A 22,222-nucleotide genomic window follows, 5' to 3' on the forward strand; every position below is an offset into this window, starting at 1 on the left:
GTCGGCCGCCTGCGCGAGTTCGAGGAACTCGGGTTCGAGCGGATCTACCTGCACCACGTCGCGCGGGACCAGTCGCCGTTCCTCGAGCTGGCCGAGCGCGAACTGCTCCCCGCGCTGCAGGAGGCCGGGTCTGCCACCGGTTGTTAACGCGGAAGCCCCCGCCGCAACACCGCCGTCACACGCCGCTGCCAGAGCGGTAACTCGTACACCGCACCGTATACAGCATCGTATCCCCCCAGTTCAGAAGAGGATTCCCGATGCTCACCACCCCGCCCCGGAGCAACCCCACGTGGATCCACCGCCGCGCCGCTGACGAGATCGCCCGATCAGTGGACAATTCCCTGGCGCGTGCCGCGAACGGCGAGGACCTTCCGCTCGCGGGCCTGACGTTCGCGGTCAAGGACAACATCGACGTCGCCGGCGTTCCCACAACCGCTGGCTGCCCCTCCTTCGCCACCACTCCACCCCGGAACGCGACGGTGGTGCAGCGGTTGGTCGACGCCGGTGCGACGTTCGTCGGCAAGACGAACATGGACCAGTTCGCAACCGGCCTGGTCGGCACCCGTAGCCCGTACGGCGCGGTGCACGCCTCGGGGATGCCGGAACGCATCGCGGGCGGGTCGAGTTCGGGCTCGGCCGTGGTCGTGGCTGACGGCGAGGTCGACTTCGCACTCGGCACCGACACCGCCGGTTCCGGCCGCGTTCCCGCGGCCTTCAACGGGATCGTCGGCCTCAAACCCAGCCCCGGGCTCGTTCCCGCCACCGGCGTCGTGCCCGCGTGCGCCGATTTCGACTGCGTGAGCGTGTTCGCGCGAACGGTGCCCGAGGCCACCCGGGTGATGGCCATCATCGCCGGGCCGGACGGCGCGGATCCGCGCTGCGGCCCCAGACGGGACGATGTCCCGCTGGCGGCCCCGTCGCGAGCGGTACTCGCCGTCCCGCGGGAACGGGACCTGTCCGCCCTGAATGCGGAGTACCGTGAGGCCTTCGACCACGCGGTACGCGAGCTGAAGCGGTCGGGCGTCGAGATCGTCACAGTGGACATCTCCCCGCTCCTGGACGCTGCGAGGCTGCTCTACGACAGCGCCCTTGTCGCCGAGCGCTATGCGGCCGTCGGTGACGCCGTGTCCCGGGGCTCGGAGGACCTGGACCCGACCGTCGCCGCCATCATCCTCGGTGGCCGTGACGCCGGCGCCGTGGAGTTCGTCGGGGACCTGGAATGCCTCGCCCACGCCGGAGCCCACGCTCGCCGCCTCATGACGGGCATCGACGGTCTGCTCCTGCCGACGACCACCGACCACCCCACCCTCGCGGAGGTCGCCGCGGCACCGTTCGAGGTGAGCAGACGTCTGGGCACGTTCACCAACTTCTGCAACCTCCTGGACATGTGCGGTGTCGCCGTCCCGGGACGGTCGATCGGCCCGGGACGTTTCGGCGTGATGGTGCTGGCCCCCCGGGACCACGACCAGGTGGCCGCGGACCTCGCCGCCCGCGTCCACTCCACCCTGCTCGGCACCAGCGCTGCGGAGGACCGGGGGCCGGTCCCCGAGATCTGGCCCGGATCGGACACGAGGCTCGCGGTCTTCGGCGCCCACCTCCGTGGCCAGCCGCTGCACCATCAACTCGAGTCGCTCGGGGCACGGTTCGTGGGCGACATCCGTACCTCGGCCGACTACAGACTGTTCTCCCTGCCGACGGTGCCCCCGAAGCCCGGCCTCGTCCCGGCCCGCCCGGAGGAGACGGGCCGGTCGATCAACGGTGAGCTGTACCGCCTCCCGCACTCCGCTCTCGGGCGCCTGCTCGCCGAGCTCCCGGCCCCGATGAGCTTGACACGCGTCTCGCTCGACGGCGGTGAGTCGGTCGTCGGGTTCGGCTGCACGGCCGACGCCCTGGGCGGCGCCGAGGACATCACCGACCACACCGACTGGCGTCTCTACCTCGCCACCACCCTCGACACCAGTAAGGACGACGCCCGATGCTGACCCCGTTTCGCCGTGTACTCCTGGCGCTGGTCGCCGTGTTCTCGCTGTCCACGACCGCCTGCTCCACCATCGATTCCACGTTCACCACGCTCGGTAGCGAGAGCGACCTCGAGCGGATCACCGTCGGCACCCTGCGGGGCCAACCACACCTGTTCGCGCCGTACTTCTACCAGCAGTTCGCTCCCGACCTGGCCATCGAGATCGCCACGTTCGACTCCTCTCCCGACATCAAGAACGCTCTCGTCAGCGGACAGATCGACTTCGGTGTGGTGGGCATTCCCGCTCTGCTCGCCGGCGCGGCGGCGGGCGAGGACCTGAGACTGCTGTCCGTCGCCGCGGACGGCGGGTCCGGGCTGGTCGGCACACCCGACATCCGCAGTGTCGAGGACCTCCGGGGCCGGACCGTCGGGTACCCGCGGGGATCGTCACAGGAGATCCTCCTGCGCCTGACGCTCGCCCGACACGGACTCGATGCCGACCGCGACGTCACCCTGGTCAATCTGCCCTTCTCCGAGATGGCGACATCGTTCGGCGGTGGTCGGATCGACGCCTTCCTCTCCGCGGAGCTCGGTCCGTCGACGGCCCGGCAGAACTCCGGGGCGGTGGAGATCGCCTCCCCGTACGACACGCCGGTCGGCAAGGTCAACATCGGCCTCGGGGTCACCCAACGGACCATCGACGCGGACCCGGACAAGGTCGGAAGGATCGCCGACGTCCACCGTCAGGCGGTCGAGTACATGGACGCCCACCGCACCGAGTGGCGGGACAGGGTGGTCGAGCAGTTCTCCCTCGACCCGGAGATCACCGCCCTCGCCGTGGCCAACACATGGCCCAGATCGGACATCGACGACGAGTTCCGCGCCCAGCTCGCCGCCCTGATCGAGCAGATGGTCCGCGTCGGCCACATCCCCTCGGCACCGGACGTCAACACGTTCGTCCACTCCGACTGACGCACCCCGATCCCAGCCAGGCTTTTCGAGAAGGAGACCAGGACATGACCACTCTCGCTCCCCCGGCGATCGAGCGCCGGACCACCTCGACACCCCACGTCGTGCCCGCCACCGCCGTCAGGCGCGGCCGGGGCCGGACCCGCCGCATCCTGCTCGCCCTGCCGATCCCGCTCGTCATCCTCGCCCTGTGGTGGATCGCGGTCCGTCAGCAGTGGCAGCTGCCGTTCGGCATCGACATGCGGTTCCTCAGCGATCCCCTGACGGTGGCGCAGACCTGGATCGGGTTGGCGGTGGGAACCGGCTCCGACGCCCTGTCCGGTTCGCTGTGGCGGCACACCGCGGCTAGCGCGCTCCGAGTACTCAACGGGTTCCTGCTCGCCGCGGCCGTGGCGATCCCCCTCGGCATCCTCATGGGCCGCCTCCGTGTGATCCGCGAACTCCTCGATTCCACCATCGGCATCCTGCGCCCGATCCCCGTCACCGCATGGGCCCCGCTGAGTCTGCTGCTGATCGGGTACGGGGACCGATCCACCATCTTCCTGGTCTTCCTCGCCGCGTTCTTCCCCATCCTCCTCAACACCATTGCCGGCGCCCACGCCGTGCCGCCGCGCCTCCTCGAGGCCTCCCAGATGCTGGGCGCCGACCGCCTCCGGGTGCTGGTGGACGTGGTTCTCCCGTCGGCGATGCCCTCGATCACCTCGGGCCTGCGGGTGGCGCTCGGCCTGTCCTGGGTGGTCCTGGTGGTGGGCGAGACCGTCGGCATCACCACCGGCCTCGGGGCGCTGATCACCCAGGCCCGCGACATGAGCCGCACCGACGTGATCATCGCCGGGATGCTCACCATCGGCGTGGCCGGCCTGCTCTCGGACGCGCTGTTGCGCCGCGCGCTGTGCACGGTCACCCGGGGCCGCCCCGGGCTCACCTGACCTCCCCGGGCACGACACCCGGTCGGGCGGCGGCCCGCCCGCCGCTGCGACGCACCCCCCGTGCCACCCGCTCCCCGACTCCCGAAAGGACCTCCCATGACCACCACACTCGAATCCCGTCCCGTCCCCGCCTCGTCATCGACCACCTCGGCCCCCGGCGCCGCGATCTCCGTGCGAGGGGTGGAGATGCGATTCCCCGGCAAGGACTCCGACGTCCTCGCGCTCTCGGGCCTCGACCTCCACATCGAGGCGGGTCAGTTCGTCAGCATCGTAGGTGCCAGCGGCTGCGGGAAGTCGACCCTGCTTCGGCTCCTCGCCGGTTTCGAGACGGCCACCGACGGTGTCATCGAACTCGGTGGCGTCCCCGTCCGTGGCCCCGGTCCCCACCGCGGGGTCGTCTTCCAGGACTACGGGCTGTTCCCGTGGAGGACATCCCTGGAGAACGTGGCGTACGGCCCCCGCCGCAACGGCATGTCGCGGAAGGAGGCCAGGGCGGTGGCCGGTGACGCGCTCGCGCTCGTCGGGTTGGAGACCGCGGCCGGCCGCTTCCCGGGTCAGTTGTCCGGCGGTATGCAGCAGCGCGTCGCGATCGCCCGGGCCCTCGCCAACCGGCCGAGCGTGCTCCTCATGGACGAGCCGTTCGGCGCATTGGACGCCATGACACGCAGCTCGCTGCAGGAGGAACTCTCCCGCATCCACCGGGAGACCGGGACGACGACCGTGTTCATCACGCACAGCGTCGAAGAGGCGGTGAACCTCTCCGACAGGGTCATCGTGATGGCGGGGGGCGCCGGATCGGGCCTGTGCGGCCACGTGATCGCCGACGTCGACATCGAACTCCCGCGCCCCCGAGACGTCAACGACACGGAGTTCAACAGGTACGAACGGGCCATCTCCGGCCTCATCCACGGGGACGGGTCGTGACCTCGCGGGGCGAGGCGGGCCTCTCGCAGTCCGCTCGTGCGCTGCACGGTCTCCGCGAGCTCGTGACGACGGGCCGCTTCGCGCCCGGGGAGAGACTGGTCGAGGGCCGCCTGTGCGACCAACTGGAGGTGTCCCGCACGCCGCTTCGCGAGGCGCTCATCAGGTTGGACGCCGACGGCCTGCTCGAGCGCCGGGATGACGGTTACTTTCTGGCCCGTTACGACCTCCCCGCTCTGCGGGACCTCTACGAGCTGCGGGTTCTGTTGGAACTCAGCGGGCTGCGGCGAATCGCGGAGAACCCCGACCTACGCCCGGACCTCCGGTCGCTGAGCGAACTGCGCCGGGTCTGGTCGTCGCTCCTCTCGACACCCCCCACCCCGGGACCGGATCTGGTGGAGCGGGACGAGGCGTTCCACGTGACACTCTCCTCGGCCTGCGGGAACGCGGCCGTGACCGATCAGCTCCGCGCCGTCAACGTCCGTGTCCGCCCCATGAGGATGTACGACTACTCGACGGAGGAGCGGGTGCACGCGACGGTCTCCGAACATCTGGAAGTACTCGACCGCGTCCTCGACGGCGACGTCACCACCGCCGTCGACCTCCTGCGCGGCCACGTCGGATCCTCGCTCGCCGAGGTCGAGGACAAAGCTCGACGCTCGCTGACCAACCGTGCACTCCACGCCGCCGGGTAGTCCGGTGCCGGGGCGCCCCGCGCCGGGTAGTCCCGTGCCGGGCCACCGGGTACGACGGCCACCCGCGGGGGCGGGGGCGTGCCCGGCCCGCCGCGTCAGCGCATCTCGCCGGCGCCCACGTACGGGTGGAGGCTCGTCGTGGGCCGCCCTTCCGCGAACCGGGAGAACCGACAGTCGGCCGGATCGACGCCCGACATCGTCGTCGTCCCCTCCGTGAGCAACTCGGCGACCAGCCGACCGACCGCGGGCGCCATCTTGAACCCGTGGCCGGAGAAGCCCACCGCGAGGAACAGCCCCTCGATCGGCGACGGGCCGATGATCGGGTTGTAGTCCGGCGTCGTGTCATACGCCCCCACATAGCTGCCTGTGATCGACGGATCGGGCATGTCCGGCAGGCGGTGCATGAGCCGCTCGACGACCTTCTCCACGGTCGAGGAATCGGCCCGGTTGGCGTAGGCGTCGGGGTCGATGTACTGCGGCGCGGCGTGGTCCGAGTTGCCGGCCAGGATCTCCCCGTTGGGTTCGCGGCACAGGTACTGCAGGCCCACCAGGTCGGACAGCGTGGGGACCTGCCCGAGCGGCTCGCCCTGGTCCACCATCACGAGCTGCGCGCGCTGCGCACGGACCGGGATGTCGATCCCGACCGTGGTGCCGAGCTGCGGGGCCCACACGCCGGTCGCGAGGATCACGTGCTCGGCGAAGACCTCCGTGCCGTCGGAGAACTCCGCGCCCACGACCCGGTCCCCGCAACCGCGGAGGAGCGAGACCACGCGGGTGCTCTGACGGACGCGCACCCCACGGGCACGCGCGGCGGCCGCGAACGCCATCCCCGTCATGTACGCCTCGCCCCTGCCGCCCCGCGGCTCCCAGGCGGCGGCCGCGACGTCCTCGACGTTGAGTCCCGGCCACAGCTCCGCCATCCGGTCCGGCGCGATGAGCTCGGTGTCGATCCCCAGGCTCTGCTGCATCACCACGTTCGCGCGCAGCGGGACCACGTTCTCCTCGCCGACGATCACCGCGTATCCGCACTGACGGAAGCCCATGTCGTCGCCGAGCAACTCGCGGGCGTTCTCGAACACGGGGATGCTGTGCCAGCTCAGCGCCGCCATGGTCGGCGAACCGTAGTGGCAGCGCACGATACCGCTGGACTTGCCGGTCATGCCGGAGCAGAGCGTGTCCTTCTCGACCACGAGCACGTCGGTCTCACCGCGCTCGGCGAGGTTCCAGGCGATCGACAGGCCCTCCAGGCCGCCGCCGATGATGAGGTACTGCGCCGTCTCGGTCACGGGGGTTCTCCTTCTGTCGTGAGGGTGGTCGGTCGGCCGGGGTCGATCGGCCGGGGTCAGTCGGTGGTGAGCAGGTCGGCCAGGACGTCGGCCAGCGCCTCGGCGCCGCGCTCGGCGTCGGCGTCCTCGACGTACTCCGCCGGCGAGTGCGAGACCCCCGAGGGATTGCGGACGAAGAGCATCGCGGTGGGCACGTGCGCGGCCAGGACACCGGCGTCGTGACCGGCACCGGTTGGCAGGATCGGCACCCCGGGCAGGTCGGCGCACAATCGGTCACGCAGGACGGGGTCGAAGTCGACCGACCCGCTCAGCGACTCCTGCACGACGGCGACCTCGCAGCCCTCGAGAAGCGCTGCTGCCGACGCCACCTCGGAGATCTCATGGACGATCCGCGCGGTGACCGCGTCATCGGGATGGCGGACGTCGAGCCACAGGTCCACCCGGGAGGCGATCACGTTGGTCCCGCCGGGCGTGGGCACCAGACGCCCGACCGTGGCCCGTGCCCCCCGGTGCTGGCCCGCGATCCGGCGGACGTCGAGGACGGTCCGCGAGGCCGGGATCATGGGGTCGCGGCGGTCGGCGAGCACGGTGGTGCCCGCGTGGTTGCCCTGACCGGTGAAGGTCACCCGCCAGCGACCGTGACCGATGATCGACGAGGCGACGGCGACCGGGCTGCCCAGGTCGATCAGGCCCCGCCCCTGCTCGACGTGCAGTTCCACGAACCGACCGATCCTCCCCAGTGCCTCCTCGTCGCGACCCATGCGGGCGGGATCGAGTCCGTGCAGGGCGCACAACTCCCCGAACGTCGTGCCGTCGTCGTCGGTCAGGGCGGCGGCGACCGCCGGGTCCATGGCCCCGGTGAGCAGCAACGAGCCCAGACAGGCGCGGCCGAAACGCGAACCCTCCTCCTCCGGGAAGACGGTCAGTGCCAGCGCCCGGCGCGGATGGATACCGCGGGCGGCCAGGTGGTCGACGGCCACGAGCGCGGAGGCCACCCCGAGCGGCCCGTCGAACGCCCCTCCCCCGGGCACGGAATCCAGGTGACTGCCGGTCACCACCGCGTCGGTGAGTGGATGGTCGGCCGGGTTCCACCAGGCCCAGATGACGCCGTTGCGGTCCGTCTCGCAGTCCAGCCCCCGGGCGGCGGCCTCGGCGAGGAACCACTCGCGCAGGTCCAGCTCGGCGGTGGAGAACACGGGCCGGCTGTACCCGCCGCGGGTGGGGTCGGTGCCGACGTCGCGGATCGCGGACATCAGCGAGGTGACGGTGGGAGCGGTCGGGGCCGTCATGGCGGGATCCTCGGGATTCGGGGACGACGGGGCGTCCCGGGAACGGGCGGTAGGTGCGGGCATGCAGCGGCCCGGGTGGGGTGGGAGAAGGCGCATCGGCGCGCGAGCGCCCGAGCAGTCAGCGGTGGACGCGACAGGCGGGCGGTCCGGGGGTCCGGATCAGCCCTCGACACCGTCCGGGTAGGCGGTCACCGAGAGGAATCGGATGGGCAGCTCGAGCATCGCCACCGGGCCGTGGACCCCCTCGCCGTCGAGAAGCAACGAGTCCCCGGGCCGGAGCCGGTACTCCGACTCTGCGTGGTGATAAATCATGTCGCCGGCCAGCATGTACAGCAGCTCGGTGCCCGGGTGCTGGAAGCGGGGATGCGCCTCCGACTCGGCGGTCAGGGTGACCAGGACCGGCTCGATGCGCTTGTTCGGGCCCCGCAGCGCGCCGAGCAGCTCGTAAACGTGACCGGCCGCCGTGCCGCGGCCCACGATCGTGGCGCCCTGACCGTCGGCGGTGAACACCGCGTCCCTCCGGGTGTCCGCGCCACGCAGCAGCGAGGTGACAGGGACGTCGAGCCCCGAGGCGAGCTTCGCCAGCATGCTCAGCGAGCACGAGGTCTGGGCGTTCTCGATCTTGGACAGCATCGCCTTGGAGATGCCGATCCGCTGCGCCATCTCCGCCACCCCCAGTCCCTCGGAGAGACGGAGTCGGCGGACGTGGAACCCGATGATCCGCTCGAGATCGCCGCCGGTGGGGACGTCCACCGGCAGCTCGCGGGGGGCGGCCTGGTGGACGATCCTGCGCGCGGCCTCCGGCTCGGTCCCCATGGCGTCGACGATAGTCTCCGATGCGGCGGCGGCCTCCGGCGCGGCGGTCATCTCACAGGCCCTGCCCGGCATGGCCGGGGATCCAGTCGGTCCCGGCGAGGGGCACCCGGGCCATCGCGGCGGCCTCCATCGTCAGCGCCACCAGATCGTCGGGCTCCAGGTGTGTGAGGTGGGACTTGCCGCAGGCCCGGGCGATGGTCTGCGCTTCCATCGTGAGCACGTGCAGGTAGTTGGCCAGGCGCCTTCCCGCGGCGACCGGGTCCAGCCTGGCGGCCAGCTCCGGGTCCTGGGTGGAGATGCCGGCCGGGTCCCGCCCCTCCTGGAAGTCGTCGTAGAAGCCGGCCGCCGAGTCCAGCTCGCGGTACTCCTGCTCGTAGCGGGGGTGGTTGTCGCCCAGGGCGATGAGCGCGGCGGTCCCTATCGCGACCGCATCCGCCCCGAGCGCCATCGCCTTGGCCACGTCCGCACCCGACCGGATTCCGCCGGAGACGATGAGCTGCACCTCGCGGTGCAGGTCCATCTCCTGCAACGCCTGCACCGCCTGCGGGATGGCCGCGAGGGTGGGGATGCCGACGTGCTCGATGAACACGTCCTGGGTCGCGGCCGTGCCCCCCTGCATACCGTCCACCACCACGACGTCGGCGCCGGCCTTCACCGCCAGCTTCACGTCGTAGTAGGTGCGGGTGGCGCCCACCTTGACGTAGATCGGCTTCTCCCACCCGGTGATCTCCCGCAGCTCGAGGATCTTGATGGCCAGATCGTCCGGCCCCGTCCAGTCCGGGTGCCGGCATGCCGAGCGCTGGTCGATGCCCCTGGGCAGCGTGCGCATCTGCGCGACCCGGTCGGAGATCTTCTGCCCGAGCAGCATCCCTCCCCCACCGGGTTTGGCCCCCTGCCCCAACACCACCTCGATGGCATCCGCCTTGCGCAGGTCGACCGGGTTCATGCCGTATCGCGACGGCAGGTACTGGTAGACGAGCTTCGAGCTCTGCCCGCGCTCCTCGGCCGTCATCCCCCCGTCGCCGGTGGTCGTGGAGGTCCCGGCGGCGCTGGCGCCCCGGCCGAGCGCCTCCTTCGCCTGCGCGGACAGGGCGCCGAAGCTCATCCCCGCGATCGTCACCGGGATGTCCAGATGGATGGGCTTCGAGGCGTGCCGGGCACCCAGGGTGATGTCGGTGTCGCAGCGCTCCCTGTATCCCTCGAGCGGGTACCGGGACATCGATGCGCCGAGGAACAGCAGGTCGTCGAAGTGGGGCAGTCGACGCTTGGCGCCCCAGCCGCGGATGTCGTAGATCCCTGTGTCGGCAGCTCGCTGGATCTCGTGGATGACCGCCCGCGGGAAGGTCGCGGATTCGCGAAGGGTCGGGGCGTCGGTGCCCGGCGGCCGCATGGCGGTGGTGGCATTTCGGGTCGGTCCGTCGAAGGGCATGGGTGGACTCCTGTGGTGCGGGTCGCCGGGGGCGAGCGGATGGGCTGGTTCAGTACGCCGAGGCGTTGTCGACGTCGAAGTTGTAGAGCGTGCGGGCGGACCCGTACCGGCGGAACTCGCCGGTCGGGACGTCGGCGTACCCCGCACGGTCGAGTAGGTCGGCGAGCTCGTCGTGGTGCTCTGACCGCATCGGTTTCTCCACGCAGTCGGCGCCGAGGGAGGCGACCGACCCCCGGACGTAGATGTGGACCTCGTAGAGGGAGTCCCCCAGGGCGTCCCCGGCGTCACCGAGCACGACCAGGCGACCGGCCTGACCCATGAAGCAGCTCATGTGCCCGATCGACCCGCCCACGACGATGTCGACGCCCTTCATCGAGATGCCGCACCGGGCGCCGGCATCGCCGGTGATCACGAGCAGGCCGCCGTGCGCGGTGGCGCCGGCCGACTGGGAGGCCGAACCGTGGACGCGGACCGTCCCGGACATCATGTTCTCCGCGACGCCGACGCCCACGTTGCCGTTGACGGTCACGTGGGCGCCGTCGTTCATCCCGGCCGTGTAGTACCCGGTCGGACCGTCGATGATCACCTCGTCGGGGCTGTCGAGGCCGACGGCCAGGGCGTGCGCCCCCCTCGGTTCCGTGACGAGGAACCGGCCGGTCCCGTCGGACTCCTGCAGCATCCGGTTGGCCTCGCGCAGGGAGGCGTCGTGCAGGTTGATCACGCGGGATGCGGTCATGGGCTCGGCCGCGGAGGTCTGGTCGGAAGTGAGAGCCTGATCGGCGATGACGGTCATGGTGGGTCCTTCGGGTACGGGGCCAGGGCGGTGACGGGGTCCGACTGTGGGCGGTGCGCGCTCAGCGGTGCCAGTGGTAGATGCGGCCGGGTTCGGGCTCGTAGAGGTGGGCGCTCTCGATACCCGGCAGGTGCGCCATCGCCCGGTATTCTGACGCCATCGCCACGTACTGGTCGGTCTCGGCTATCAACGCGGGTTTGCAGGCGATGGGGTCGCGCACCACGGCGAAGTCGTCCGCGGTGGAGACCAGCAGTGTGTAGAAGCCGTCCAGCACTCCGGCCATCTCCTCGAGCGCCTGGTCGATGCCGGCGCCCTGCGCGATCTGGGCGGCGACGAACCTGGCGGCGACCTCGGTGTCGTTGAGCGTGTCGCAGCGGATGTCGCGTCGGGCGAGCTGCCGTCGGACCGAGGCGTGGTTGGAGAAGGACCCGTTGTGGACGATGCACTGGTCCGGTCCGACGGAGAAGGGGTGCGACCCGGCGGGTGTCACCGCCGACTCGGTGGCCATCCGGGTGTGGCCGACCCCCTGCCAGCCGCCGGCTCCGGCCAGGCCGAAACCGGCGGCCAGGTCAAGCGGCAGGCCGGTCCCCTTGAGCACGGCCAGCTCGCGCCCCATGCCCACCAGGACCACCTCGGGGGCGGCGATGCGGACGGCGGCGGCCAGAGAGTCGACGTCGGTGACGGCGCTGAGCAACGTGGTGGCGCCGAGTTCTCGTCCCTCGACCGGGCGGCCGAGTTCGGCGCCCACTCGCTGGGTGAGAGCGTCGACGCCGACGCCGTCGGCGAGCACGGTGACCGTCGCGGATCCGGCCGGGGTCCAGTCCCGGTTGCCGTACACGGCGACCCCTGCGGAGTCGGGGCCCCGGTCGGTCATCTCGCCGAGCATGGTGGTGAGCAGTTCGCCGAGCCGGGGCTCGAGGCCGGGGTCGCGGAGGTGGAGTCCGACGATGCCGCACATGGTTTCTCCTGAGGTGTAGTGAGAGCGGGTGGGTGGGTGACGCAGGGTGGTCGGCGGCTCACAACGCCGTGAGGTACTCGTCGATCTCCCACTGGGTGACGGTGTTGTGCCAGGCGGTGAACTCGTCGCGCTTGAGGCTGGCGTAGTAGTCGGCGACCCCGTCTCCACAGCTGTCGAGGGCCGCGCGCACTACGTCGTCGGCGACCATCGCCTCCACGGCGTGCAGGAGCGTCGGCGGCAGGGTGTGGGTGGTGTCGGTGACGGTGGCGGGCGGTCCCGGGTCGAGGTCGCGTCGGATGCCGTCGAGTCCGGCTGCCAACTGGACCGCCATCGCGAGGTAGGGGTTCGCGGATCCGTCCCCGCCGCGCAGCTCGATCCGGTTCGCGTCGGGGACGCGGAGGTAGTGGGTCCGGTCGTTGCCGCCGTAGGTCGCATTGGTCGGCGACCAGGTAGCACCGGAGGTCGTTGTGCGTGCACCGATGCGCTTGTAGGAGTTGATCGTCGGACACAGGACCGCGTGCATACCGGAGGCGTGGGTGAGGATGCCGCCGATGAAGGCGTAGGCAGTGGGGGAGAGCGCCAGCCCGTACCGGTCCGGGCTCTCGGAGGGGAACACCGCGTCGCCCCCGCGCCAGAGCGACATGTGCAGGTGCATCCCCGAGCCGGTCCGGTCGGAGAACGGCTTGGGCATGAAGGTGGCGATCATGTCGCGTTGTTCGGCCAGCATCGAGATGATGTAGCGCAGGGTCATGACCCGGTCGGCGGTGACCATGGCCTCGTCGTAGGCGAAGTTCTGCTCGAACTGTCCGTTGCCGTCCTCGTGGTCGTTGGCGTAGTTGGACCACCCGAGGGTGTTCATCGCCTCCGAGACCCCGGCGAGGTGCTCGTACATGCGGGTGACGCCGCGGGCGTCGTAGCAGGGGTGGGACTCGTCGTCCTTCGGGTCGGCGGTGCGGAGCGTGCCGTCGGCGTTCCGGCGGACCAGGAAGTACTCGACCTCGGCGCCCACCTTGAGCTCGAGGCCGTCGGTGGCGGCGTCGGCGAGCACCCGGCCGAGGATGACGCGTGGCGCGAAGCGCCACGGTCGACCGGCCACCCAGGGGTCACAGTGCACGAGGGCCAACCCGGGCTTGATGAAGTCCAACGAGGTGAAGGACCGCGCGTCGGGGACGACGACGAGGTCGGGGTCCTCCGGTTGTTGGCCCATCGCGTCGGCCGCGTAACCGGCGAAGCCGAGCTCTCGGGCCTCGAGTTGGTCCACGGCCGAGGCCGGCACGAGCTTGGCGCAGGGTTTGCCACGGAGGTTGGTGAAGACGGCGAGGATGAATCGCGTCCCGGTCTCGGCAACGACCCTGGCGAGGGGGCCCGGCCCCTGGTCGGCCCCCGTGCTGATCGGCGCGACCGGAGGGTGGACGGCCGAGCCGTTCCGGGAAGCGGCGACCCCGACGGTGGGATCTGCGGTCACTGTCATGGGCCCTCCTGGCGCTTGTTTCTGCGTGGTGTCCCTAACCTACTGCGCGGAAACCCCGTGGTGGTTACCGCCGCGTTACGGCTTCCCGGAGCATCGTGCGCAGCGCTCACCTGCGGCGATGGGACGAGCCGCTGTAGCGGGGTGATCCTCCGGGGAATCCGGTAACCAGATGGAAACCATCGCGATACGCGGCGGTGAGCACCACAGGATCACACTGTGAAACGTTCGTTTATCCCCATAGCCGCCCCCGGCGGCCTGCAGAGAAAAGAGAGACAGATGGACGTAGCCATCGCGGCGGCGGACACCGCCTGGGTGCTCGCGGCCATGGTCGCCGTGGCGCTGATGGTGCCCGGTCTCGCCCTGTTCTACGGCGGCATGGTCAGCATCCGCAGCACACTCAACATGATGATGATGACGATCGGCGCGGTCGCGGTGATGGCAGTTCTGTGGGTCGTCGTCGGGTACTCCCTCACCTTCGGCAACTCGCTCGGCGGGCTCGGACTCCTCGGGGACCCCCTGGAGTACCTGGGGCTGAGGGGGATCATGGCCGAGCCGGCGACACCGGGACTGCCGCCCGCCCTCTTCGCGGGATTCCTCCTGCTGTTCGCCGGTATCACGGTCGCACTGGTGGCCGGCGGCGTCGCCGATCGAATGAAGTTCTCCACCTGGCTGGTCTTCGCCCTGGTGTGGCCTCTGCTCGTCTTCTTCCCCGTCGCCCACTGGGTGTTTGCGTTCGATTCCGAGGACGGTTCGGTCGTGGGCGGGTGGATCGCCAACGGCTTGGGCGCGATCGATCTCGCCGGCGGTACCGCCATCCACATCAACGCCGGCATCGCCACACTCGCCCTGGTGCTCGTACTGGGTCGCCGCGCCGGGTTCCCCACGGTGAGCCGGCCACACAGCGTCCCCCTGACCTTCCTCGGCGCCGGGATGCTGTTCGCGGGCTGGATCGGCTTCAACGCCGGCTCGGCGGTCGCCGCGGGCAACACGGCCGGCGTCGCCGCCCTGAACACCGTCGTCGCGGCCCTGTGCGGGGCCCTGGCGTGGATGATCACCGAACAGGTCCGGGCCAAGCACCCCACCACCCTGGGTGTGGCGTCCGGGCTGGTCGCCGGCATGGTCGGAATCACCCCGGCCGCCTCGTCGGTGAGCCCGCTCGGCGCCATCGCGATCGGCCTGATCTGCGGCGTGGTGTGCCACTATGCGGTCGGCCTGAAGTTCCGCCTGGGATACGACGACTCGCTCGACGTGGCCGGACTGCACCTCGTCGCCGGCGTCGTCGGCACGCTGCTCATCGGCGTCATCGCCGATCCCGCCTCCCCCGTCGGTGAGGCGGGGTTGCTCTACGGCGGCGGGTTCGGGCAGATCGGGGCGCAGACCCTGGCCACCGTGGCCGTGGTCGCCTACTCGTTCCTGGTCACGCTGCTCATCGCGGTCGTTCTCGACAAGACGATGGGACTGCGCGTCACCGAGGAGGCCGAACTCGAAGGCCTCGACAAGGCCTATCACCGCGAGATGGCGTACTTCCAGGACGGTCTCGGAACCGCCGCCGCCGCGGAGGACTCACCGGAGGAGATGGCGAACACGACGAAGAACTGACACCTCACGCGACTGCATGACCCCGGGGTCTGCCGCCGGTTCGATCCGACTCGGCTGCGGGCCCCGGGGTTCGTCGTGTCCCGGTTCGTCGTGGCCCGATTCGTCGTGCCCTGACGGCGGGTCAGACGTTCCGGATCGCGATCGATCGGGTGTTGAGGTAGCACTCCATGGCCTCGGGACCGCCCTCGGAGCCGTAACCCGAGTCCTTCACCCCGCCGAACGGCAGCTCGGCGGACGGCATCGACGGCATGTTGACCCACAGCATCCCCACCTCGACCCTGCGGGTGAGGAGGTCCGCGGCCGCGAGCGACCCTGTGAACGCGTAACCGGCCAACCCGTAGGGCAGGCGGTTGGCCTCGGCGATCGCCTCGTCGAAGTGATCGAACCCCCGGATGGCGGCGACGGGCCCGAACGGCTCGTCGTTGAACAACCGCGCCTCGGTCGGCACCTCGTTGAACACGGTGGGAGCCCAGTAGTTGCCTGCCTCGCCGATCCGGTGACCGCCGGTGAGAACCTCCGCACCCGTTCGACGGCGTCGGAGTGGAACTGACTCATCGCTGCGAGTCGACGATCGTTGGCGAGGGGACCCATGGTGGTGCCGTCCTCGAGTCCGCTGCCGACCCGTATCTGCCCGGCGTGCCGGGCCAGTTCGCGGGCGAACTCGTCGCGGATGCCGTTCTGCACCAGGAACCGCGTCGGAGAGATGCACACCTGGCCGGCGTTGCGGAACGTCATGGGGCCCATGGCGTCGAGGACCAGCCGGAGGTCGGCGTCGTCACAGACGATGACCGGCGCGTGGCCGCCGAGCTCCATCGAACTGCGCTTCATGTGCTGTCCTTCCATCGCGGCCAACTGCTTGCCGACGACCGTCGAGCCGGTGAACGTGATCTTCCGGATCACGGGGTGGCGGCTGTGCCGCCGGGGGCGTCGCTTCGAGGGGTAGCGGTCATGGCCCCGTTTCTACCCGACCCCCGCCCGCGGTGCCCTCCGCGACGGGCGGGCGGGGCACCTGGCACGCGGCCCCACCATCGAGCAGAGGGTTCGGATCACATCTACTCGAGCGATGTGGTCCGAACCCTCTGGACGATGAGCCGGCCGGCCAGCAGGTCAGGCGTTCGCGCCCTGCCTCTCCCGGACCGCGGTCAGGATCTCGCCGACGCGGTCCTTGGCGTCGCCGAAGAGCATGTCCGAGTTCGCGCGGAAGAACAGCGGGTTCTGCACGCCCGCGTAGCCGGCGGCCATGGACCGCTTGAACACGATCACGTTCTCGGCCTCCCACACGTGCAGCACGGGCATGCCGGCGATCGGGCTGCCCGGGTCCTCGGCGGCGTCCGGGTTGACCGTGTCGTTGGCGCCGATGACCAGCACTACGTCGGTGTCGGCGAAGTCGTCGTTGATCTCGTCGAGCTCCAGCACGATGTCGTACGGGACCTTGGCCTCGGCCAGCAGTACGTTCATGTGGCCGGGCAGGCGGCCGGCCACCGGGTGCACGGCGAACCGCACGTCGACGCCGCGGTCGCGCAGGGTCTGCGTGAGGTCGGCGACCGGGTACTGGGCCTGGGCCACGGCCATGCCGTATCCGGGGGCGATGATCACGGAGCTGGCGTTCGCCAGTATCTCGGCGGCGGCGTCCACGTCGATCTCGGTGTGCTCGCCGTGGTCCTTGCCCTCGCCGGAGGAGGCCTCGATACCGAAGCCGCCCATGATGACGGAGATGAACGAGCGGTTCATCGCCTTGCACATGATGTAGGACAGGTAGGCGCCCGAGGAGCCGACGAGCGCGCCGGTCACGATCAGCAGGTCGTTGCCGAGCAGGAAGCCGGTCGCGGCGGCGGCCCAGCCGGAGTACGAGTTGAGCATCGACACCACGACGGGCATGTCGCCGCCGCCGATGGAGGCCACGAGGTGCCAGCCCAGCACCAGGGCCAGGATGGTGACGACGACGAGCATCCACAGGGCCGGGCTGATGATGAACCAGACCGTCAGCACCACAAACGCGACGAGGATCGCGACATTGATCAGGTTCTTGCCCGGCAGGACCAGCGGCGCCGACTTCATCTTGGCCGACAGCTTGAGGTAGGCCACAATCGAGCCGGTCAGTGTCACGGCGCCGATGAACACGCCGATGAACACCTCGGCGTAGTGGATGCCCAGCAGGGAGCCCTCGAGCTCACCGTGAAGCTCGGGATCGAGGTAGCCGTTCCAGCCGACCAGCACGGCGGCCAGGCCGACGAACGAGTGCAGCAGCGCGATCAGCTCGGGCATCTCGGTCATCTGCACGCTGCGGGCGCGCATGAGGCCGATCCCGGCGCCCACGCCCACGGCGACCACCATGAGGATGATGCCGATCGGGGCGGGCTGGTGGTCGAGTACCAGCACGACGGTCGCGATCAGCGCGATCCCCATGCCGAATATGCCGAAGCTCAAGCCGCGGCGGGCGGTCTCGTGCTTGGACAGTCCGGCCAGCGACAGAATGAACAGCAGCGCGGCAACCAGGTAGGCCGCGTTGGCGGCGGTCACGAGTGACATGGTCTCAGGCTCCCTTCGAGAACATGCCGAGCATGCGTCGGGTCACGGCGAATCCGCCGAAGACGTTGATGGAGGCGACGAGGATCGCCACGGCGGCCAGGATCAGGCCGACGGTGTTGTCGATGCCGATTTGCAGGAGGGCGCCCACCACCACGACGCCGGAGATCGCGTTGGTCACCGACATCAGGGGGGTGTGGAGCGCGTGGTGCACGTTGCCGATCACGTAGTAGCCGATCACGATGGCCAGCACGAACACGGTCAGGTGCTGCGGGATCTCGCCCGGCGCGATGGCCACCAGCACCAGCAGTGCCAGCATGCCCAGCCCGATGAGGCCGAACTTCAGCCCGGGCGACATCGCCTTCTTCTCCTCCGGCTCCTCAGCAGGGGCGGCGGCGGCCGCGGCGGGCGCCGGGGCGGCGCTGACCTGGACCGGCGGCGGGGGCCACAGGATCTCCCCGGCCCGGGCCACGGTCACGCCGCGCTGGACGACATCGTCCATGTCGAGCGTGAACTGGCCGTCCTTCTCCGGCGTGACCAGCTTGGTGAGGTTCACCAGGTTGGTGCCGTAGAGCTGCGATGCCTGGGCGGGCAGACGACCGGCGAGGTCGGTGTAGCCGATGATCGTGACGCCGTTGTCGGTCACCACGACCTGGTCGGCGACGCTGCCCTCGACGTTGCCACCCTGTGCGGCAGCCATGTCGACGATGACCGATCCACGCTTCATCAGCGCCACGTCGGCAGCGGTGATCAGGCGCGGGGCCGCACGGCCCGGGATCAGGGCCGTGGTGATGATGATGTCGACGTCCTCGGCCTGCGCGGTGTACAGATCCGCGGCGGCCTTGTCGTAGGCCTCACTAGTGGCCTTGGCGTAGCCGTCGGAGGAGACCTCCTTCTCCTCGTCCGGCACCTCGACGGGCAGGTACTCGCCGCCGATGGACTTGACCTGGTCGGCCACCTCGGGCCGCGGGTCGGTCGCACGCACGATCGCGCCGAGGCTCGAGGCCGCACCGATGGCAGCCAGGCCGGCGACACCGGCGCCCGCGACGAGGACCTTCGCCGGCGGGACCTTGCCGGCGGCGGTGACCTGGCCGGTGAAGAATCGACCGAAGTGGTGGGCGGCCTCGATCACGGCGCGGTAGCCGGCGATGTTGGCCATCGACGACAGCACGTCCATGGATTGGGCGCGCGAGATGCGCGGCACCGCGTCCATGGCCAGCGCGGTCACGCCGCGCTCGGCGAACAGCTCGATCATCTTCTCGTTCTGCGCCGGCGCGAGCAGGCCCGCCAGGGTGGCGCCGCGGCGCATCCGGCCGACTTCGGCCTCGGTGGGCACCGCGACCTTCATGACGATGTCCGACGACCACGCGGTGTCGCCGTCGACCACCTCGGCACCGGCCTCGGTGTAGGCGGCATCCGCGAACTCGGAGCGCGCGCCCGCGCCCGACTCCACCACGACCTTGTAACCCAGCCCGATCAGCTTCTCGACCGTCGCCGGCGTCGCCGCCACGCGATTCTCCGCGGGGTTCGACTCCGCGACCACACCGATCACCGACGGCCCCTCGGCCGTCTCCCGGACTTCGGAATCAGGCGTCACTTCGGGGATCTCTTCAAGGCTCGAGGCCATAAGGGTTTCCTTTGACAGCGTTGTTATGAGAACCGGCACGCACGCGCCGGTTCAGTCCGTAATGTCTGCGAGACGTATCCATTTGTGTCGACGACTCGCGTCGCAGTGTCGCGAGGGGCCCGTCGACGGTCGTTCGCGCAGGTCTCGCGACGCAATCGTGGGCAAGAGGGTGGCCCGTGCATCGTCCGCCGTTGTGGCGTCTCTCCCGGGGGTCGGACGGGGGTGTCGCCTTGACCGCCGGAAGAACTTCTGTGTGACCTTACGGGATGATGTGGCCGGGAAAGAACCCGGGAATGCCCCCGCCGGCGGTTCTGTGAGGTATCCCACATAGAGGTGAGGTGGGCCTCAGGTCAGTAGCCCGCCGTCGACCTCGTCCCACGAGCGCACCCCGGCCAGCCCCATCGTCAGGTCGATCTCGGCCAGCAGGTTGTCCAGCACCTCGCCGACGCCGCGGCGGCCGTCGATCGCCAGTCCTTACAGGTGCGGGCGGCCGAGCGTCACCGCGTCGGCGCCGCAGGCCATCGCCTTGACCACGTCTGCGCCACTGCGGATCCCGGAGTCCAGGAGGACCGTCGGCTCCGGCCCCACCGCCTCGCGGACCGCGACGAGCGCGTCGAGGCTGCCGATCGAGCCGTCGACCTGGCGGCCGCCGTGGTTGGAGACCATCACCGCGTCCACGCCGAGGTCCACCGCGCGGCGGGCGTCGTCGGGGTGGAGCACGCCCTTGAGGACGACGGGCAGGCGGGTGCGCTCCCGCAGCGTGGTGATGTGGTCCCAGCTCAGCGCCGGGTTGGAGAAGGTGTCGAGGAAGGTCTGCACGGCGGCGCGGGGCTCGGGCGCGCGGAGGTTGTCCAGTAGGCCGCCGGGGTGGTTGCGCGCCATCTCGAGCAGGGTTCGCACCGCCTGCGGCGTGACCTTCACCGGGTCCTCGGGCTCGTCGGCGGCGATCCGCTCGGCGACGAGCTCGGAGAACCGGGGGTCGGAGGTGTACTGCGCGATCCCGACGCCCCGCGTGAACGGGAGGGAGCCGAGGTCGAGGTCCCACGGGCGCCAGCCGAGCTGGGTGGTGTCGAGGGTGACGACGACGGCGTCGGCGTCGATCTCCTCGGCCCGGGAGAGGAAGCTGTCCACGAGCTCCTCGTCGCTGCTCCAGTACAACTGGAACCACCGCGGCGGCGGCACCCACGTCCAGGTCGGCGTCCCGGGTGATGAGCCCGGCCGCGCCGATCGGCGCCACCAGCACCGGGGCGGGCAGCCGCCGGCCCAGCAGCTCCACCGTCAGGTCGCGGTCGGTCGTGTCGCGCAGCATCCGGGGGATGATCCGTCGCCGGTCGAACGCCTCGCGGTTGGCGTCCATCGTGCGCCCGGCCCCGGCGCCCCGTATATATACGCCCACGCATTGCGCCCGCCCGGACGGCACAGGCGACCCGCCCCCTCCCCGGGGACGGGCCGCCTGTGCCGTGGCCGGATCGTTCGGCAGGGGTCAGTTCCCGCCGAACATCCCCGTGAGGCTGCTCAGCCCCTCCTCACCGAGGACACCCTCGATGCTGCCCATGTCGAGCGAGCCGATCATGATCGGGTCCGGCGCGGGCGGACCCGGCTCCTCGATCTCGATCCCGGAGGCGGAGACGGTCACCACGGTGGCCTCCGCGGTCTCGGACGGGGAGATCACCTCATCGTTACCGGAGATCCCCGAGTACTCCGCGGTCACGCGGTACTCGCCGCGCTCGGCGAACCGGTGGGTGAAGACCGCGGTAGCCTCGCCGGTGGCGGGGTCCATGGTGACCGGGGCGGAGCCGATCACCTCGCCGTCGGAGAAGAACCACACCGAGCCGAGGTCCGTGGCCGCGGCGTCGGTGAGCTCGCCGCCGTCGGGGCGGGAGACCACGGCGGTGATGGTCACCTCGTCGCCGGCGGTGGCCTCGGTCTGCAGCTCGATCACGGTCGCGGAGTCGGCTTCCGGCAGCGCCTCCACGGTGAGGGTGGCCGGGGCGGAGGTGACGGGCCGGTAGTTCTTGCCGCCGATCACCGCGCCGCCGAACACGGCCTCGATGGTCTTGTCACCGGGGGTGGTGAACTCGTGCCCGGCCAGGACCGCGGTGCCGTCGTCGCCGGTCGTGACGGTCCCGATGTCGCGGCCGTTGGCTCTGATGGTCACCTCGGCTCCTGCGGGCAGCGGGTTCCCGTCCGCGGTGAGGGTGGCGGTCATGTCCACAGCGCGGCCGACGAGCACGCTGGTCGGATCCACAGCCACGGTGACCTCGGGGGTCACTTCGGCGGCGAGCGTCACGGTCACCGGCTCGGACTCGGCGCCCAGGTAGATCGTGTCGTCGCTCTCGGACTTCAAGAGCCTCGCGGTGTAGCGGTAGGAGGTCGACTCGGCGACCTCCGCGTCGAGGTGGTCGGTGTAGGTGGCCGTGACACCGGCGACGGGGATAGTGGCGACGACGACGTCGTCCCGCAGGATCTCCACCTGTGCCCCGGCGGGGAGGTCCTGTCCGTTGCTCGTGTCGACGGACACGTCGAGGGTGACGGGCAACTGCCCGTCCTCGGCCAGGCCGCGGGTGGCCGTCAGCCCGACGGTGCTCGTCACCTCGGCCTTGGGCTCGGGGTTCACCGTGATGGTCGTAGTCCCGGAGTTCGACGCCGCGAACCGGGGTGAATCCCCGAGGTAGCGGGCGGTCACCTGCTGGGTGATCGGGGTGCGATTGTCGAGCAGGGGCACGCTGTGCTCGATGCCGGCGCGGCCGTTGGTGCCGACCGGCATGACGCCGATCGAGGTGCCGCCGACAAAGAATTCGACGTTGCCGGCGGTGACCTTGTTCGACCCGGCCGTTGCCGCCACCGACGCGGTCAGCGTGGTCTTGCCGCCCTCTTCGACGGTGGTTGGGGTGGCGCTCACTGTCGTCGTGGTGGCGACTGCCCCGAGGGTGAACCCGAGTGCGTTCTCCACC

General features: G+C 70.4%; 16 protein-coding genes and 2 pseudogenes. 6 read left to right on the forward strand and 12 right to left on the reverse strand.

The genetic code is table 11. The annotated features are described in order from the left end of the window. Positions 1-257 precede the first annotated feature (257 nt). The 5 genes from atzF to OPF83_RS14890 all read left to right on the forward strand — a co-directional run bounded on the left by atzF (position 258) and on the right by OPF83_RS14890 (position 5,474). Entirely contained in the window at positions 258-1,982 is a 1,725-nt protein-coding gene (gene atzF / locus OPF83_RS14870; RefSeq protein ID WP_264888363.1) for an allophanate hydrolase, read from the forward strand. Next, positions 1,976-2,932 carry an ABC transporter substrate-binding protein gene (locus tag OPF83_RS14875; RefSeq protein WP_264888365.1) on the forward strand — a complete coding sequence of 319 codons (957 nt, stop codon included), beginning with the start codon at positions 1,976-1,978 and terminating at the stop codon, positions 2,930-2,932. Before atzF ends, OPF83_RS14875 begins: the two co-directional genes overlap by 7 nt. A gap of 44 nt (positions 2,933-2,976) precedes the next feature. Beyond that, positions 2,977-3,858: an ABC transporter permease gene (locus OPF83_RS14880; protein WP_264888367.1), complete on the forward strand. Its 882-nt coding sequence runs from the start codon at positions 2,977-2,979 to the stop codon at positions 3,856-3,858. A 96-nt stretch (positions 3,859-3,954) separates the two neighbouring features. Next, positions 3,955-4,782 (forward strand): ABC transporter ATP-binding protein, encoded by an 828-nt coding sequence (locus OPF83_RS14885; protein ID WP_264888368.1) that lies wholly within the window; start codon positions 3,955-3,957, stop codon positions 4,780-4,782. Continuing rightward, complete coding sequence (locus tag OPF83_RS14890) at positions 4,779-5,474, forward strand: GntR family transcriptional regulator (RefSeq protein ID WP_264888369.1); 696 nt, start codon at positions 4,779-4,781, stop codon at positions 5,472-5,474. The genes OPF83_RS14885 and OPF83_RS14890 overlap by 4 nt, the downstream gene beginning before the upstream one ends. Positions 5,475-5,569: 95 nt before the next feature. Here the strand turns inward: OPF83_RS14890 and OPF83_RS14895 are convergent, their stop codons facing one another. The 7 genes from OPF83_RS14895 to glnT form a co-directional block, all read right to left on the reverse strand. Further along, positions 5,570-6,760 (reverse strand): FAD-binding oxidoreductase, encoded by a 1,191-nt coding sequence (locus OPF83_RS14895; protein WP_264888370.1) that lies wholly within the window; start codon positions 6,758-6,760, stop codon positions 5,570-5,572. 56 nt (positions 6,761-6,816) lie between these two features. Beyond that, on the reverse strand, positions 6,817-8,049 hold the full coding sequence (locus OPF83_RS14900) for an allantoate amidohydrolase (protein WP_264888371.1): 1,233 nt from the start codon (positions 8,047-8,049) through the stop codon (positions 6,817-6,819). Between the two features lie 159 nt (positions 8,050-8,208). After that, a complete protein-coding gene (locus tag OPF83_RS14905) occupies positions 8,209-8,865 on the reverse strand; it encodes an XRE family transcriptional regulator (RefSeq protein ID WP_069389466.1) in 657 nt (218 codons plus the stop codon). 52 nt (positions 8,866-8,917) lie between these two features. Continuing rightward, positions 8,918-10,255, reverse strand: coding sequence for an FMN-binding glutamate synthase family protein (locus OPF83_RS14910; RefSeq protein WP_264888387.1), 1,338 nt, complete (start codon positions 10,253-10,255; stop codon positions 8,918-8,920). A gap of 88 nt (positions 10,256-10,343) precedes the next feature. Beyond that, on the reverse strand, positions 10,344-11,087 hold the full coding sequence (locus OPF83_RS14915) for a protein glxC (protein WP_264888372.1): 744 nt from the start codon (positions 11,085-11,087) through the stop codon (positions 10,344-10,346). A 61-nt stretch (positions 11,088-11,148) separates the two neighbouring features. Beyond that, positions 11,149-12,045 (reverse strand): glutamine amidotransferase, encoded by an 897-nt coding sequence (locus tag OPF83_RS14920; protein ID WP_264888374.1) that lies wholly within the window; start codon positions 12,043-12,045, stop codon positions 11,149-11,151. A 58-nt stretch (positions 12,046-12,103) separates the two neighbouring features. Next, the gene (gene glnT, locus OPF83_RS14925; protein WP_264888375.1) at positions 12,104-13,516 is read right to left on the reverse strand and encodes a type III glutamate--ammonia ligase; all 1,413 of its coding nucleotides are present in this window, start codon (positions 13,514-13,516) and stop codon (positions 12,104-12,106) included. A 276-nt stretch (positions 13,517-13,792) separates the two neighbouring features. Between glnT and OPF83_RS14930 the strand changes: the two genes are divergently transcribed. Next, the gene (locus tag OPF83_RS14930) at positions 13,793-15,115 is read left to right on the forward strand and encodes an ammonium transporter (RefSeq protein WP_264888376.1); all 1,323 of its coding nucleotides are present in this window, start codon (positions 13,793-13,795) and stop codon (positions 15,113-15,115) included. 121 nt (positions 15,116-15,236) lie between these two features. Here OPF83_RS14930 and OPF83_RS14935 read toward each other — a convergent pair. From OPF83_RS14935 to OPF83_RS14955, 5 genes and pseudogenes are all read right to left on the reverse strand, one after another. After that, positions 15,237-16,015 (reverse strand): annotated as a pseudogene (locus OPF83_RS14935) (aldehyde dehydrogenase family protein). Positions 16,016-16,222: 207 nt separating this feature from the next. After that, positions 16,223-17,644 carry a Re/Si-specific NAD(P)(+) transhydrogenase subunit beta gene (gene pntB / locus OPF83_RS14940; protein ID WP_264888378.1) on the reverse strand — a complete coding sequence of 474 codons (1,422 nt, stop codon included), beginning with the start codon at positions 17,642-17,644 and terminating at the stop codon, positions 16,223-16,225. 4 nt (positions 17,645-17,648) lie between these two features. After that, the gene (locus tag OPF83_RS14945) at positions 17,649-19,268 is read right to left on the reverse strand and encodes a Re/Si-specific NAD(P)(+) transhydrogenase subunit alpha (protein WP_264888379.1); all 1,620 of its coding nucleotides are present in this window, start codon (positions 19,266-19,268) and stop codon (positions 17,649-17,651) included. A gap of 345 nt (positions 19,269-19,613) precedes the next feature. After that, positions 19,614-20,738: pseudogene (locus OPF83_RS14950) on the reverse strand (alpha-hydroxy-acid oxidizing protein). 13 nt (positions 20,739-20,751) lie between these two features. Further along, positions 20,752-22,170 carry an Ig-like domain-containing protein gene (locus tag OPF83_RS14955; protein WP_264888380.1) on the reverse strand — a complete coding sequence of 473 codons (1,419 nt, stop codon included), beginning with the start codon at positions 22,168-22,170 and terminating at the stop codon, positions 20,752-20,754. Positions 22,171-22,222 lie beyond the last annotated feature (52 nt).

Source organism: Dietzia sp. NCCP-2495 (genome assembly GCF_026011735.1).
In the GTDB taxonomy this organism is placed as follows: Bacteria; Actinomycetota; Actinomycetes; order Mycobacteriales; family Mycobacteriaceae; genus Dietzia.